General features: G+C 58.5%; 14 protein-coding genes. 7 read left to right on the forward strand and 7 right to left on the reverse strand.

Annotated elements, in window-relative coordinates:
• Positions 1-3 precede the first annotated feature (3 nt).
• Entirely contained in the window at positions 4-897 is an 894-nt protein-coding gene (locus tag A9D60_RS16935; RefSeq protein ID WP_065268661.1) for a ParB/RepB/Spo0J family partition protein, read from the forward strand.
• Here the strand turns inward: A9D60_RS16935 and A9D60_RS16940 are convergent.
• Genes A9D60_RS16940 through rph form a run of 4 tightly spaced genes read right to left on the reverse strand, consistent with a single transcriptional unit; the run spans position 887 to position 3,716 of the window.
• Positions 887-1,240 carry a YbaN family protein gene (locus A9D60_RS16940; protein WP_065268662.1) on the reverse strand — a complete coding sequence of 118 codons (354 nt, stop codon included), beginning with the start codon at positions 1,238-1,240 and terminating at the stop codon, positions 887-889. The genes A9D60_RS16935 and A9D60_RS16940 overlap by 11 nt on opposite strands.
• A 4-nt stretch (positions 1,241-1,244) precedes the next feature.
• The gene (gene hemW, locus A9D60_RS16945; RefSeq protein WP_065268663.1) at positions 1,245-2,399 is read right to left on the reverse strand and encodes a radical SAM family heme chaperone HemW; all 1,155 of its coding nucleotides are present in this window, start codon (positions 2,397-2,399) and stop codon (positions 1,245-1,247) included.
• Positions 2,392-3,006: an RdgB/HAM1 family non-canonical purine NTP pyrophosphatase gene (gene rdgB / locus A9D60_RS16950; RefSeq protein WP_065268664.1), complete on the reverse strand. Its 615-nt coding sequence runs from the start codon at positions 3,004-3,006 to the stop codon at positions 2,392-2,394. The genes hemW and rdgB overlap by 8 nt, the downstream gene beginning before the upstream one ends.
• Complete coding sequence (rph, locus tag A9D60_RS16955; protein WP_065268665.1) at positions 3,003-3,716, reverse strand: ribonuclease PH; 714 nt, start codon at positions 3,714-3,716, stop codon at positions 3,003-3,005. Before rph ends, rdgB begins: the two co-directional genes overlap by 4 nt.
• Positions 3,717-3,859: 143 nt before the next feature.
• On the opposite strand from rph, the gene hrcA reads away from it, so the two are divergent.
• A complete protein-coding gene (gene hrcA / locus A9D60_RS16960; RefSeq protein WP_065268666.1) occupies positions 3,860-4,924 on the forward strand; it encodes a heat-inducible transcriptional repressor HrcA in 1,065 nt (354 codons plus the stop codon).
• A 9-nt stretch (positions 4,925-4,933) separates the two neighbouring features.
• Positions 4,934-5,497: a nucleotide exchange factor GrpE gene (locus A9D60_RS16965; RefSeq protein ID WP_019295305.1), complete on the forward strand. Its 564-nt coding sequence runs from the start codon at positions 4,934-4,936 to the stop codon at positions 5,495-5,497.
• A 71-nt stretch (positions 5,498-5,568) separates the two neighbouring features.
• Here the strand turns inward: A9D60_RS16965 and mutS are convergent, their stop codons facing one another.
• On the reverse strand, positions 5,569-8,199 hold the full coding sequence (mutS, locus tag A9D60_RS16970) for a DNA mismatch repair protein MutS (protein ID WP_065268667.1): 2,631 nt from the start codon (positions 8,197-8,199) through the stop codon (positions 5,569-5,571).
• Positions 8,200-8,301: 102 nt separating this feature from the next.
• Positions 8,302-9,135 carry a flagellin gene (locus A9D60_RS16975; RefSeq protein WP_065268668.1) on the reverse strand — a complete coding sequence of 278 codons (834 nt, stop codon included), beginning with the start codon at positions 9,133-9,135 and terminating at the stop codon, positions 8,302-8,304.
• 297 nt (positions 9,136-9,432) lie between these two features.
• On the opposite strand from A9D60_RS16975, the gene A9D60_RS16980 reads away from it, so the two are divergent.
• Both A9D60_RS16980 and A9D60_RS16985 read left to right on the forward strand, forming a co-directional pair.
• Positions 9,433-11,688 (forward strand): NADP-dependent malic enzyme, encoded by a 2,256-nt coding sequence (locus tag A9D60_RS16980; RefSeq protein ID WP_065268669.1) that lies wholly within the window; start codon positions 9,433-9,435, stop codon positions 11,686-11,688.
• Positions 11,689-11,694: 6 nt separating this feature from the next.
• Entirely contained in the window at positions 11,695-12,567 is an 873-nt protein-coding gene (locus A9D60_RS16985; protein WP_065268670.1) for a ribokinase, read from the forward strand.
• A 16-nt stretch (positions 12,568-12,583) separates the two neighbouring features.
• Here the strand turns inward: A9D60_RS16985 and msrA are convergent, their stop codons facing one another.
• Positions 12,584-13,249 (reverse strand): peptide-methionine (S)-S-oxide reductase MsrA, encoded by a 666-nt coding sequence (gene msrA, locus A9D60_RS16990; RefSeq protein ID WP_065268692.1) that lies wholly within the window; start codon positions 13,247-13,249, stop codon positions 12,584-12,586.
• Positions 13,250-13,397: 148 nt separating this feature from the next.
• Here msrA and A9D60_RS16995 point away from each other — a divergent pair, with 148 nt between their 5' ends.
• Together A9D60_RS16995 and A9D60_RS17000 are read left to right on the forward strand one after the other, a co-directional pair.
• The gene (locus A9D60_RS16995; RefSeq protein ID WP_065268671.1) at positions 13,398-14,306 is read left to right on the forward strand and encodes a D-amino acid aminotransferase; all 909 of its coding nucleotides are present in this window, start codon (positions 13,398-13,400) and stop codon (positions 14,304-14,306) included.
• Positions 14,306-15,019 carry a branched-chain amino acid aminotransferase gene (locus tag A9D60_RS17000; protein ID WP_065268672.1) on the forward strand — a complete coding sequence of 238 codons (714 nt, stop codon included), beginning with the start codon at positions 14,306-14,308 and terminating at the stop codon, positions 15,017-15,019. The genes A9D60_RS16995 and A9D60_RS17000 overlap by 1 nt, the downstream gene beginning before the upstream one ends.
• Positions 15,020-15,030 lie beyond the last annotated feature (11 nt).

Genomic DNA, 15,030 nt, shown 5'->3' on the forward strand with positions numbered 1-15,030 from the left:
TCCATGGCAGACAAAAAAACAAAACCACGCGGGCTTGGCCGGGGATTGTCGGCGTTGATGGCGGATGTGAACCCCGCGCCAGTGAGCACGCAGGCGGAGGCGCCGCGGAACGCAGAAATACTGGTGCCAATCGAGAATGTTGTTGCCAATCCTAATCAGCCGCGTCGGCAGTTCCTGCAGGAAGACCTTGATGACCTGACTGCGTCCATAAAGGAAAAAGGCGTTCTGCAGCCGTTGATCGTCCGGCCCAGGGCAGGAGGAAAATACGAAATTGTCGCTGGTGAACGCCGCTGGCGGGCGTCCCAGGCGGCTCAGCTGCATGAAGTGCCGGTTCTGATCCGGGACTATTCTGATCTGGAAATGATGGAAGTTGCCATCATTGAAAATATCCAGCGCTCGGATCTGAACGCGATGGAAGAGGCGCAGAGCTATAAGCAGCTGATGGAGAAGTTCGGCCATACGCAGGAGAAAATGGCGGAGGCGCTTGGTAAAAGCCGAAGCCATATCGCCAACTTGGTACGCCTCCTGCATTTGCCGGAGGATGTCCAGGTCCTGGTTCAGGAACGGAAGCTGTCGGCCGGCCATGCACGTGCGCTGATTACGTCAGACAATGCGTCTGAATTGGCGACGAAGATTGTAAAGGGTGGTCTGTCTGTTCGGGCCACTGAAGCGCTGGTCAAAAAGGACGCAGCTGGGATTCAGCCGGGTGCAGCTAAAAAGCCCAGAAAAGCACCAGAGAAAGACGCAGATACGAGAGCGCTTGAGGGTGATTTGTCGGCGATGCTGAAAATGAAAGTCTCAATTGACCACAAGCCAGGCGGAGAATCAGGCGCAGTGACAATCAGCTACGATTCTCTTGACCAGCTGGACGAGCTTTGCAATCTGCTCAGCCGTTAGGACGAGTCCAGACAAATAAGAGAACAGCCGACAAAACTACTGCCTGAATGCCCAGCACATGAGCTGGAGCGTTTAGCAGCAAAGAAAGACCAAAGACGGCGGCAATCGAAGCGGTTGCCGCCTTTTTTGCGCGAGGCCGGATTGCACCATGGTCGCGCCAATCCATGATCATCGGGCCAAAAACGTTGTGGGCGACAATCCAGTTGTGCAGACGTTCCGAGGAGTTGGCAAAGAAGAATGCCGCTAGAAGCAGGAAGGGAACTGTCGGTAAAAGGGGAAGCACAATGCCTATGATGGCCAAGGCTACGCAGAACAGTCCCAAGCCGGCATAGAGGAAACGCATTGCTTCAATCCATCAAGAGTTCGCGGAGAACCGCATTCAATACCGCACGTCCCTGATCTGTCGCGCGAAGCCTTTGGCCAGAGATAGTCACCATGCCAAGCTCTACAAGGCTCTCCAGGCGTTTCTCGGACAATTCGTAATCCGACAACCTGGAAAAACGCACCATATCCATGCCTTCATCTAGGCGCATACTCATCATGATGTATTCAGACGCAGCATCTATTGCAGAAAGCGGTTCCCGGAGAGACTCACCATTTCCTTTGCTCACTGATTCCAGCCAGGCACCAGGGGAAAGATGGGTTTCGGTGGCAAAGCGCCTTTCGTTCAGGGTTATGCGGCCGTGGGCGCCAGGGCCGATACCGGCATAATCGCCATAACGCCAGTAGATCAAATTGTGACGCGACTCCGCACCTGGTTTGGCATGGTTGGAAATTTCATATCCCGCCATGCCAAAGGACGCGCAAATGTCCTGTGTCGCAAGGTACATGTCCGCTGCGGTGTCATCTTCAGGGAGACCGCGCAGTTTGCCGCGGGCGTAACGATCGCCGAAGGCGGTGCCGTCTTCGATCGTCAGCTGATAGAGTGATAGATGATCAATGGCCATCGACAGGGCTTCCCGAAGCTCGGTTGTCCATGCTTTCAGGTTTTGGCCCTGACGGGCATAGATCAGGTCAAAGCTCACCCGGTCAAAGCAATTCCGGGCAATGTCAAAGGCGGCTCTGGCTTCGGAGACAGTATGAATGCGGCCAAGACGGCGGAGGTCCTCATCGTTCAGAGCTTGAATGCCCATGGAGACCCTGTTCACGCCGGCTTCCCGGTAGCCAGTGAAACGCCCGGCCTCGACGGAACCTGGGTTGGCTTCAAGAGATATCTCTATGTCATTGGCAAATGGCCAGATTTCACGTGCCCTCTCAATAACCGCAGCCACCGTTTCCGGTTGCATCAGAGACGGGGTGCCGCCACCAAAGAAGATCGTGTTGAGAACACGGCCTGAAAGCTGCTCTGAGAGTCTGTCGAGTTCCTGAAGATAGGCACTAACCCATAGTTTCTGGTCTACTTTTGCGGAAACATGGCTGTTGAAATCGCAATAGGGGCATTTGGCCTGGCAAAAGGGCCAATGCACATAAAGGCCAAAGCCCCCATTGCGCCAGTCATCCACCGAAACAGCCCTGAACGAATTGGGCGACAGCCTTGCCGCGGTGGCTGATCCTGTTCTTTTCCGCCGGGTCCATCTGCGCACAAGTCACCTCGTAGCCATCAGGTTGGAACATTGGATCATAACCAAAGCCATGTTGGCCGCGGATCGGCCAGACCAGCTGACCCGGCATAACACCTTCGAATACCTCGTCGTGCCCGTCCGGCCAGGCGATAACGAGGGTACAGCGGAATTGGGCGGTGCGGGGTGCCTCTGCGCCTACGGCGGTCAATTCATCGTTGGCGCGGGTCATTGCCATCATGAAATCGCGGCCATTTGGCGTTTCCGCCCATTCGGCAGTGTAGACACCTGGGGCTCCGTTCAACGCATCGATGGTGATGCCAGAGTCATCCGAGAGCGCGGGCAGGCCGGTGGCCTTGGCGGCTGCATGAGCCTTAATGCGGGCATTGCCGACGAATGAGTCCTCGGTCTCCTCCGGTTCCGGAAGCTTCATCTCGCCGGCTCCAACGACCTGCACGCCGAAGGGTGCAAGGATCTCGGTTATCTCGTTCAGCTTGCCCTTGTTATGGGTGGCGACAAGCAGCTTGCCGCCTTCCAGTTTGCGGGTCATTTGCAGGCGGCCTTCTGCATTTCTGCCAGCTCGGAGGTGCCTTTGGCGGCCAGATCCATCAGCTGATTCATCTGGTCGCGGGAAAAGACGGAGCCTTCGGCGGACATCTGTACTTCGATCAGCTTGCCGGATCCGGTCATGATGAAGTTGCCGTCAACGCCGGCCTCAGAATCCTCGGGGTAATCCAGATCCAGCACCGGCTGGCCGGCATAGATGCCGCAGGAAACGGCCGACACGGGATCCACCAGCGGATCGATCTGCACGTCGCCGGCTTTCATCAGCTTATTCACTGCCAGGCGAAGGGCCACCCAGCCGCCGGTAATTGAAGCGCAGCGGGTGCCGCCGTCAGCCTGCAGGACGTCGCAGTCGATGGTGATCTGGCGCTCGCCCAGGGCAACGCGGTCGACGCCGGCCCGCAGCGCGCGGCCGATCAGGCGCTGGATTTCCACGGTGCGCCCGCCTTGCTTGCCAGAGGCTGCTTCGCGGCGCATCCGGGTGTTTGTGGCACGGGGCAGCATTCCGTATTCGGCTGTGACCCAGCCCAGGCCGGTGCCCTTGATGAAGGGCGGCACGCGGTCTTCGATGGTGGCGGTGCACAGGACATGGGTGTCGCCGGCCTTGATCAGGCAGGAGCCCTCGGCGTGTTTGGTGAAGCCGGTCTCGATGGAGACAGGGCGCATTTCATTCAGTTCTCGTCCTGAGGGTCGCATGGCACATCCTTTTGCTGTTGGCTTGGGGATATCCCTCTGACGCGGGGCTATGCAAGCCCGATTGACCTTTTCCCGCAGTGCTCTTTAATGACAACTTGGTGCCGCGTTCCTATGTTGAGACTGGAAGAAATGCTGGTAGGCTGATGAGCGATCCGAACAACATTCTGAAGGACCTGAATGACCGTTCACGGGATGTCTTCCGGGCGGTAGTAGAGAGCTATTTGGAGAGCGGCGATCCAGTTGGAAGCCGTACGCTGACCCGTTCATTAAGTGAGAAAGTCAGTGCAGCCACTGTCCGCAATGTTATGCAGGATCTGGAATATCTGGGCTTGCTGGATAGCCCGCACATCAGTGCGGGGCGGGTGCCAACGCAGATGGGGCTGAGGATGTTTGTCGATGGTCTTTTGGAGGTTGGCGACCTCAACGTGAAAGACCGGGAAAAGATTGATGCGACCCTAGGCCGGAATGCGGGCGACGTTGGCGGCATGCTGGACCGTGTCGGAGCGGCGCTGTCAGGGGTGACACAGGGTGCCTCTTTGGTACTTACACCCAAACATGAGGCGGAGATCAGGCATATCGAGTTTGTTTCCCTTGCACATGACCGGGCATTGGTTGTTCTGGTTTTTTCCGATGGCCATGTGGAGAACCGGCTGTTTACTCCGCCGCCGGGACAAACACCCAGCTCGATGCGAGAAGCTGCGAATTTTCTCAATGCATTGATTGAAGGCAAGACGCTGAGCGAGGTCCAGAGGCAGATCCAGAAGGAGATTTCGGCACGGCGTCAGGAAATTGACAGCTTGGCGCATGCAATGATTGAAAGCGGGCTGGCTGTCTGGGAAGACGAAGGCAGTGAACAAGCCCGGCTGATCGTGCGCGGACGCGCGAATCTTCTGGCGGAGACTGGTGCGGCGGAGGAGCTTGAACGGATCCGCACGCTGTTTGATGATCTGGAACGCAAGCGGGACATCGCTGAATTTCTGGAACTGACCGAGGAAGGCGAGGGCGTGCGCATTTTTATCGGGTCGGAGAACAAACTTTTCTCACTTTCGGGTTCCTCTTTGGTGGTGTCTCCCTATATGAACGCGGATCGAAAGATCATCGGTGCGGTCGGGGTGATTGGCCCGACGCGCCTGAATTACGGACGGATTGTGCCGATTGTGGACTACACGGCGCAGCTGGTCGGCAAGCTGTTGTCCGACCGGAGTTAGAGGTGAAATATGGCAGAGCTCAAGGACGAAGACTTTCTGGATGACATCGCCGCCGCTGAGGCTGAAGAGCTGGCAGCGCAGACCGAGGAATTTGATGATGCCTCGCTGGAACTCGATGCGCTCCGGGCGGAACGGGATGAGCTGAAGGACCGTTTCATGCGGGCGCTGGCTGATGCGGAAAACGCCCGCAAGCGCGGCGACAAGGCGCGCCGTGAGGCAGAAAACTATGGAGGTTCGAAGCTGGCCCGCGACATGCTGCCGGTCTACGACAACATGAAGCGCGCGATTGAAGCGGCCACCGACGAGCAGCGCGAAGTGTCCGCTGCCTTGATTGAGGGCGTGGAGCTGACCATGCGTTCGCTGCTTGGCGTGTTCGAGAAGCACGGAATCCGGATTGTGTCGCCCGAGGTTGGCGACAAGTTCGATCCGCAGGTACATGAGGCAATGTTCGAGGCGCCGGTGCCCGGCACCAAGGCGGGCGACATCATCCAAGTGTCCGCTGAAGGATTCATGCTGCACGACCGCCTGCTGCGCGCGGCGCAGGTTGGCGTGTCTTCAACTCCGGCGAGCTGATGTAGACAGACCCTCGCGGGAGGATTTCCGGTAAAGTACAAAGGCGGGTCCTGTTTAGGCCCGCCTTTCTTTTAACTTGCCGTCTCTTTGAGTTTGTAGAGCATTTCCAGTGCTTCCCTGGGAGAAAGCTCGTCGGGGTGAATGCTGGCGAGAAGTTCTTCGGCCGGCGAGGGTTCCGCCGGCGCCTTGGGTTGCGGCGGCGGAGCAGCTGCAAACAACGGCAGGTCGTCGATCTGGATCTTGGACCCGCCTTCGCGGCTGCCCTGTTCGAGCATGTCCAGCACATCGCGGGCACGTGCAACAACAGTGGCCGGAAGGCCAGCGAGTTGGGCCACCTGGACACCGTAGGACCGGTCGGCGGCGCCCTTGCGCACCTCGTGCAGGAAGATCACTTCACCCTCCCATTCCTTGACCGCTACGGTGGCGTTATCAACACCTTCCAGTTTGGCGGCAAGTTGGGTCAGCTCGTGATAGTGGGTGGCAAACAGGGCACGGGAGCGGTTCACCTCGTGCAGGTGCTCCAGCGTTGCCCAGGCGATCGAGAGGCCGTCGTAGGTAGCTGTACCGCGGCCAATCTCGTCAAGGATCACCAGCGCGCGGTCATCCGCCTGGTTCAGGATCGCGGCGGTTTCGACCATCTCGACCATAAAGGTGGAGCGGCCGCGGGCCAGATCGTCGGAGGCACCGACGCGGCTGAACAGCTGGCTCACCAGGCCGATGTGCGCGCCTTCAGCCGGGACATAGCTCCCCATCTGGGCGAGCAGGGCAATCAAGGCGTTCTGGCGAAGGAATGTCGATTTACCAGCCATGTTGGGGCCGGTCAGGAGCCAGACAGCAGCACTGTCTTGCGCAGTCAGATCGCAGTCATTGGCAACAAAGCTCTCGCCGCCTTGCTGACGCAGGGCTTGTTCCACAACCGGGTGGCGGCCGCCTTCCACGTGGAACGCGCGGCTGTTGTCGACCTTTGGGCGCGTCCAGTTTTCGCCGCGGGCCAAATCAGAAAGCCCAGTCAGAAGGTCCAGTTCTGCCAGCCCTCGCGCAGCAGTGTTGAGGCGCGCGGCGTTGTCCAGAATGGCGCCAGAAAGTCTTGCATAGAGCCGTTTTTCAGTCTCCAGCGCTAGGTTGCCAGCGTTCAGGATGCGAGTTTCGATCTCGCTCAGCTCTACAGTTGTGAACCGGACCTGGTTTGCTGTGGTCTGGCGGTGGATGTAGGTCTCATTGAGCGGCGGAGACATCATCTTGTCCGCGTGTGTCGCAGTGGTTTCGATGAAATAACCCAGCACGTTGTTGTGCTTGATCTTCAACGAGGCGACGCCGGTGTGCTCTGCGTATTTCTTTTGCATTGATGCGATGACAGAGCGCCCCTCATCGCGCAGGGTTCGGGCCTCGTCCAGTTCAGAGTCATAGCCGGCTGCAATGAAGCCGCCATCGCGGGCAAGCAGCGGTGGTTCCGCCACAAGGGCGGCGTCAAGCAGCGACAACAGATCATCGAACCCTTGCAGATCGGAGATAGCGCCGGAAATCAGGTCCGGCAGATCCAAACCGGTGCAGAGGTCCGCGATCACCTCGGCCTGCGACAAGCCGTTTCGGATGGCGGCCAGGTCGCGAGGGCCACCGCGTTCCAGCGCGAGACGCGAGAGCGCACGGTCAAGGTCCGGTGTTTTTCTCAGCGCCGCGCGCAGGTCTTCGGCGGTACGCGTATTTTCGACGGCAAAATCCAAGGCAGCAAGCCGCTGGTGAATGATGTCCAGGTTGCGCGATGGGCTGGACAGCCGCTGTTCCAGCAAGCGGGCGCCGCCGGGAGTGACGGTCCGGTCTACGACAGACAGAAGAGAACCGGCCCGGCCGCCGGATAAGGACCGCGTCAGTTCCAGATTGCGACGAGTGGCGGCGTCGATTTGGACCACCCGGTCCTGTGCTTCTTGCTGGGGGGGCTGCAGAAGCGGCAGTTTGCCCTTCTGGGTGATCTCCAGATAGTCGATCAGGGCGCCCATTGCGGAGACTTCCGCGCGGGTGAAGGTGCCAAAGCCGTCCAGAGCACTGACGTTGAACAGGGTGCAGATGCGTTTTTCCGCCGCGGTGCTGTCGAAGCTTGCTTTGCCCAGGGGGGTCAGCGGGATCTTGTATTCATCGGCCAGCGGGCGGGTGATTTCGCAGGCCGGGCCATCGGCAACGATCAGCTCTGACGGTGCGAGGCGGGCCAACTCTGGAGACAGGCGCACCCGTGCAACTGGCATCACGTGAAATGCGCCTGTGGAGATATCGGCCCAAGCCAGCGCGGCATCGTCCCGGAGTTCCGAATAGGAGACCAGGAAATTGTGGCGGCGCGCTTCCAGCAGGGAATCCTCGGTCAGTGTGCCGGGGGTGACCAATCGCACCACATCGCGTTTCACCACGGATTTTGAGCCGCGCTTCTTGGCCTCGGCTGGGCTTTCCAGCTGTTCACCCACGGCTACGCGGAAACCCTTGCGGATCAGTGTAAGCAGATACCCTTCGGCAGCGTGGACCGGCACACCGCACATCGGGATGTCCTCACCGTTGTGTTTGCCGCGTTTTGTCAGTGCGATGTCCAGCGCCTCGGCGGCATTGACCGCGTCCTCAAAGAACATCTCATAGAAGTCGCCCATCCGGTAGAAAAGCAGCGCATCGGCGTGCGCTTCTTTGATCTCGAGATACTGCGCCATCATGGGCGTTACTGTCATTGGAGGTCCCCCGGGGTCGTCTTTGCAAGACATCTACAATGGGGGCGGGGCGAGGAAAACCCGGATATGGCTGCCGCCGGGCGGCCCGGCGGCAGCCTGCTGTCAGTAGAGGTTTCGCAGAGTGTCGGGCATCGTGTTGACGATTGAGAGCGACACTGTGCTCAACTGCTGCTGCGCTTGGAGGGCCAGCAGCTTGGTTGCGGCTTCTTCTATATTGGTGTCGATCATGGAGCTGACCCCGCGGGTAAGCGCATCCGATTGTTTGCTGACATAGTCACCTTGGCCAGCAAGCTGATTGGCACTCGACCCCAAAGCCGCCGAACCTTCGATTGCGTAGGCAAGAAAGCCTTCGATTTCACCCAAAGCAGTCAGGGCGCTGGCACCGTCAGTAATTGTGGTCCGGCTGCCGAGATCGAACAGCGGGCTGCCTTCAAAGTCCACACCGTCCACGCTGAGAGTGCTGAGGCTGCCGTCGCTGGAAATCGCTGACGGTACCGTCAGCCCAGTGCCACCGGCCCCGTCGACATCGGTTTTCAGCAGGTTCACCCCGTTGAACCCCGAAGACGAAATGATCGAATTGATCTGCTCGGTCTTCTTCGACATGGCGGCCTCATACTTGCTGAAGTCACCCATGCCGCTGCTTGCCATAATGGCCAGTGACCGCATTTCAGTCAGGGTTTCTGTGATCTGCTCTGCCCCGGCTGAGGCAACGGCCACGGTAGCTTCGCCCAGCGACAAAGAGTCCGACACCGAGCGTAAGCCGGAAATATCCGAATCCATCAGTTCGGAAATTGCCCATAGGGCCGCGTTATCTTGCGCTGAATTTATGGTCTGACCGGTGGAGATGCTGTCTTGCGTTTGATTGAGCTGAGAATTGACTCCGCCCAATGTCTGCAAGGCCACCATCGCACCGGAATTGTTGTGGAAACTTATCATTCCTCACTTTTCCTTTGATCCTATGCCCTTTGCGGGCGGACAAACGCCGTTCTGACACTTGCTTGCAGGCCTCCGAATTCCAGGCCTCAGCGCCACCTGGAAGACAGGTGCGCGTTAATACCTATTAAGAAATTACAGCATTCCGCGGTCTGCTTTGAGGCGAAAACCTGACGGAATCTATCGTCTTTTAGCCGCTTTTTTCTAAAATCTGGCAACACAGATTCTTGAAACCGCGGATTGAGGGGCGCCGTGCGCTGGGCTAAGACGGTCCGCGACGAGGAGAGGACACGAGAATTTATGCCCAAGAACAAGATCACCGATGAAGAAGCCCTGGCGTTCCACCTGGAGCCGTCTCCGGGCAAATGGGAGATCAATGCCACTGTCCCGATGACCACACAGCGGGATCTTTCTCTGGCGTATTCTCCGGGTGTTGCAGTGCCCTGCGAAGCGATCGCGGAAAACCCAGAAACGGCCTACGACTATACCAACAAGGGTAACCTTGTTGCGGTGATCTCCAACGGCACGGCTGTTTTGGGGCTGGGTAACCTCGGCGCACTGGGCTCCAAACCGGTAATGGAAGGCAAGTCGGTCCTGTTCAAACGGTTCGCTGACGTGAACTCAATCGACATCGAGCTGGACACGGAAGACCCGGACAAATTCATTGAGGCTGTGAAGCTGATGGGGCCGACGTTTGGCGGCATCAACCTGGAAGATATCAAAGCGCCTGAGTGTTTCATCATTGAGCAGAAGCTCAAGGAAGAGATGGACATTCCGGTGTTCCACGACGACCAGCACGGCACGGCGGTGATCTGTGCTGCGGGTCTGATCAACGCGCTTCATTTGTCTGGCAAGAAGATCGAAGACGTGAAGATTGTCCTCAATGGTGCCGGCGCGGCGGGCATCGCCTGTATCGAACTGCTGAAGGCGATGGGCGCACGGCATGAGAACTGCATCGTCTGCGACACCAAGGGCGTTATCTATCAGGGCCGAACCGAGGGGATGAACCAGTGGAAATCGGCGCATGCAATCAGCACCGACCTGCGCACCCTAGAAGAAGCGATGCGCGGAGCCGATGTGTTCCTTGGCGTGTCGGTCAAGGGGGCGGTGACCCAGGAGATGGTCGCCTCCATGGCCGACAACCCGGTGATCTTTGCCATGGCCAACCCGGATCCGGAAATCACTCCGGAAGAGGCGCACGAAGTGCGGGTGGATGCCATTGTCGCCACTGGCCGGTCGGACTACCCGAACCAGGTCAACAACGTTCTCGGCTTCCCATATCTGTTCCGCGGCGCACTTGACATTCATGCCCGCGCCATCAATGACGAGATGAAGATTGCCTGCGCCCATGCTCTGGCGGCGCTGGCGCGCGAGGATGTGCCGGACGAGGTGGCGCTTGCTTATGGAAAGTCGCTGACCTTTGGCCGTGATTACATCATTCCGACCCCGTTTGATCCGCGGTTGATCCACCGGATCCCGCCAGCCGTGGCCAAGGCGGGTATGGATACCGGCGCAGCGCGGCGCCCGATCGTCGACATGGACGCCTATGAGGTAGGTTTGAAATCGCGGATGGACCCGACGGCGTCGATCCTGCGCGGCCTGAACGCCCGGGCACGCTCGGCCCAGTCGCGGATGATCTTTGCCGAGGGCGACGATCCCCGGGCCTTGCGTGCCGCAGTAATGTACCAGCGTTCTGGTTTCGGCAAATCGCTGGTTGTTGGCCGACAGGAAGATGTACGGGTCAAACTGGAGAAAGCCGGCCTGGGTGATGCAGTGCGCGAGCTGGAGATTGTCAACGCTGCCAACACGCCGCATTTCGAAATGTACAAGGATTTCCTGTACAACCGACTGCAGCGCAAAGGGTTTGACCGAAAGGACATCCACCGCCTGGTGGGCCGTGACCGGCATGTGTTCTCCAGCCTAATGCTGGCGCATGGGCATGGCGACGGTCTGGTCACCGGCGCAACCCGGAAGTCGGCGCATGTGCTGGACCGGATCAACCATGTGTTTGATGCCGATGCCGACCACGGTGTGGCAGGTGTGACCGCGCTGCTGCATAAGGGGCGGATCGTGCTGATTGGTGACACGCTGGTGCACGAATGGCCGGATGAAAACCACCTGGCGAATATTGCCGAGCGTGCTGCCGTAGTTGCCCGCCACATGGGGCTTGAGCCGCGGGTGGCCTTTGTCAGCTTCTCCACTTTCGGCTATCCGGTATCGGAGCGTGCGGAAAAGATGCATGTCGCGCCAACCGTTCTGGACCAGCGCGGTGTGGATTTCGAATATGAAGGCGAGATGACCGTTGATGTTGCCTTGAATGAGCGCGCGCAGCGGTATTACCCGTTCCAGCGCCTGACCGGCCCGGCCAACATCCTGATCGTACCAGCCCGCCATTCTGCTTCCATTTCAGTCAAACTGATGCAGGAAATGGGTGGCGCCACCGTGATCGGCCCGATCCTGTCCGGCATCGACAAGCCGATCCAGATCTGCTCGACCACTTCCACCACCAATGACATTCTCAATATGGCGGTGCTGGCGGCTTGCAACATCGGGTGATCTGATATGGCAATCTGGAATCTCGGTTCGGTCAATGCCGACATGGTCTATGCGATGCCGCATCTGCCGACGGCAGGGGAAACCCTTGCCGCCCGCAGCCTTGACCGCTTTCTTGGCGGCAAGGGAGCAAACATGTCGGTGGCTGCGACCCGGGCTGGCAGCGAAGTTCATCATATCGGCGCCGTTGGGCCAGATGGTGCATGGGCAATCGAACGGCTGAGGGGATATGGAGTAGGCACGGACCATATTGCACAAGTTGAAGTGCCAACCGGGCATGCGATTATCGCTGTGGAGCCTGAAGGGGAAAACCAGATCATCCTGTTCCCAGGTGCCAACCGGGCGTTGAGCCAAGTGCAGGTGGAAGAGGCTCTGTCTCTGGCGAAATCCGCTGACATCCTGGTCCTGCAGAACGAAACCAGTATGCAGGCAGAAGCAGCGCGGCTGGGCCGGCAAAAGGGGATGCGCGTTTGTTACGCCGCAGCCCCGTTCGACGCAGACGCTGTTCAGGCGGTTCTGCCTTATTTGGACTTCCTGATCCTGAATGAGGTCGAGGCACAGCAGCTTCAGGAGGCCACGGGAAAGGAGCCTGGGGCGTTGGGCATCAAGGACGTGATCATTACCTTGGGCGCCAAGGGCGCGCGGCACATTGAAGGAGATACGGGCACTGTGAGCGATGTTCCTGCCTTGCCGGTCACGCCAGTCGACACAACTGGTGCAGGCGATACGTTCACCGGCTACGTCCTGTCAGGTCTGGACTTGGGCCTTACTGTTGCAGAGTCAATAGAACAGGCAAGCCGGGCAGGGGCACTTATGGTCACCCGCCGCGGAACGGCTGATGTCATTCCCAGTTTGCAAGAAGTACAAGCGGCCCGGTTCTGACCTGGGATGCCTTGCCTCAATGGCCCGTGGCAAAAGATGCGGCGTCTCCCCATAGTTGCGCGACACGTGCGTCGCGACCGCAGGCTTGGCGGTAGCGTTTGTAAGCTGCCGCCTGCCGCTTGGGTCCGAACCGGGTGAAAACGAGGCTGTCGCCCTTGTAATAGTTCTGGTGATATTCTTCCGCTTTGTAGAAAGTTTGTGCTGCCAGAACTGGAGTGACAATTTTCTGTCCCAAGGCGTGCTCCGCTTCAGCTTTTACCTCTTTCGCTAGTGCCTCCTCTTCCAAGTTAGAGACAAAGATCGCGGTGCGGTAACTGTCCCCGCGGTCACAGAACTGGCCACCTGCATCGGTTGGATCAACAGATCGAAGAAACAACTCCAGCAGTCGTTTGCGAGATACTTTGGCGGGATCGAATGTAATTTGAACGGCCTCGTAATGCCCCGTTCCGCCCTTGGTAACGTCCTTATAAGTGGGATTTTGTGTTTTACCGCCGGTGTAGCCAGACACGGCTTCGATGACGCCAGGCACGCTTTCGAAATCGCTTTCAACGCACCAGAAACAGCCGCCAGCGACGGTCAGAATTTCTGTTGCCTGAGCGCGCACTGGATTGCTTTGCACGGCAAGGCAGATGGCAATTAGACTGATCAGTACAAAAGGTTTCAGTTTCTCCAGAACTTGCATTTCCGACTCCATGCTGCCTTGCTGCCAGCCTGCCGGCTGCAGAGGGTTCTCTCAACCCGGCAAGTCAGGATTTCACGGACTGGTGACAGCACGTTATCGTTTGGATTCCGGATCCAATCTTACTAACGTGCCGGCCAAGGAGGATCCCATGAGCGACAAAATGAGCACCCACCAGGCTGAGGAAGATCAACGCAATGAGGAGATCCTGATCTATTTGAATGGTGAAATTGTACCCAAGGCCGAGGCCAAAGTCAGCGTGTATGACAGCGGGTTCATGCTGGGTGACGGCGTGTGGGAGGGACTGCGTCTGTACAATGGCACTTGGGCGTTCATGGATGAGCATCTGGACCGGCTGTTCGAGGCGGCCAAGGCCATTGATCTGGACATTGGCCTGGACCGAAATGGTGTCAAATATGCTCTGTTAGAGACTCAAAAAGCCAATGGAATGACGACTGACGCTCATGCCCGGCTGATGGTGACGCGTGGCGTGAAAACCCGGCCGTTCCAGCATCCTTCCCTGTCGCGCCAGGGGCCGACGATGACCATTATCATGGAGCATTCCCGCCCTAATCTGCCGCGCCCGATCAAGCTGGCGACAGTGCCGCATATTCGCGGACTGCCGATGACGCAGGATCCCAAGCTCAACTCCCATTCCAAGCTGAACTGCATCATCGCCTGCATCGCAGCAGAGAAGGCAGGCGCGGATGAGGCGCTGATGCTGGATGTGAATGGCTTTGTGAATACCACAAATGCCTGCAATTTTTTCATCGTGCGCAAAGGGGAGGTTTGGACCTCCACTGGCGATTACTGCATGAATGGCATCACCCGGCAGAAGGTGATCGACCTCTGCCGCGCAAACGGCATTCCAGTCTACGAACGAAACTTCTCTCTGGTGGACACCTACGGCGCGGAAGAGGCGTTTCTGACTGGAACCTTTGGTGCGCAGACACCGGTTGGCAGCATTGATGGCCGCCAGATCGGCGAGGGGCAGATGGGACCGATGACAGAGCGCATCCGCGGCCTTTACAAGGCGCTGATCGAGAAGGAGTGCGCCTGATGCGGATCGCCATGTGGTCCGGGCCGCGGAACCTGTCGACGGCAATGATGTATGCCTTTGGCAACCGAGGCGATTGCGCGGTTGTGGATGAGCCTTTTTACGCGGCCTATCTGGCGATGACAGGCCTCGATCATCCGATGCACGCGGAAATCCTGGAAAGCCAGCCGCAGAACCCTGAAACCGTGGCGGAGACGCTTCTGGGGCCGGTGCCGGCGGCCAAGCCGTTCTATTATCAAAAACACATGACACAGCACATGATCCCCGGGGTTCCGCGGGATTGGATGCGGGATGTGACCAACGTCTTTCTGATCCGCCACCCGGCGCGGGTGATCGCGTCTTATGCCGCGAAACGGGAAAACCCGGTGCTGGAAGACATCGGGTTCCGCCAGCAGGCGGAACTGTTTGAGCTGGTACGCAGCTGGGGGCAGGTGCCGGTTGTGGTGGACAGCCATGACATCCGCGAAGACCCAGCGGCCAAGTTGGAACAGTTGTGTGAGATGACCGGGATGCCCTATTCACCGAAGATGCTGAACTGGCCCAAAGGCGGGCATAAGGATGATGGCGTCTGGGCGGAGCATTGGTATGGTGCCGTTTGGACCTCCACCGGATTTGCAGGCCCTGAAGGCCCTCTGCCGGACGTGCCGGAGGAATTGCAGCCGGTCTTGCAGGCAGCGATGCCCTACTACGAGCAGATGAGGGCTGCCAAGATCTGACGGGCCGGGAG

This window comes from Leisingera sp. JC1 (assembly GCF_001679925.1).
Classification (GTDB): domain Bacteria; phylum Pseudomonadota; class Alphaproteobacteria; order Rhodobacterales; family Rhodobacteraceae; genus Leisingera.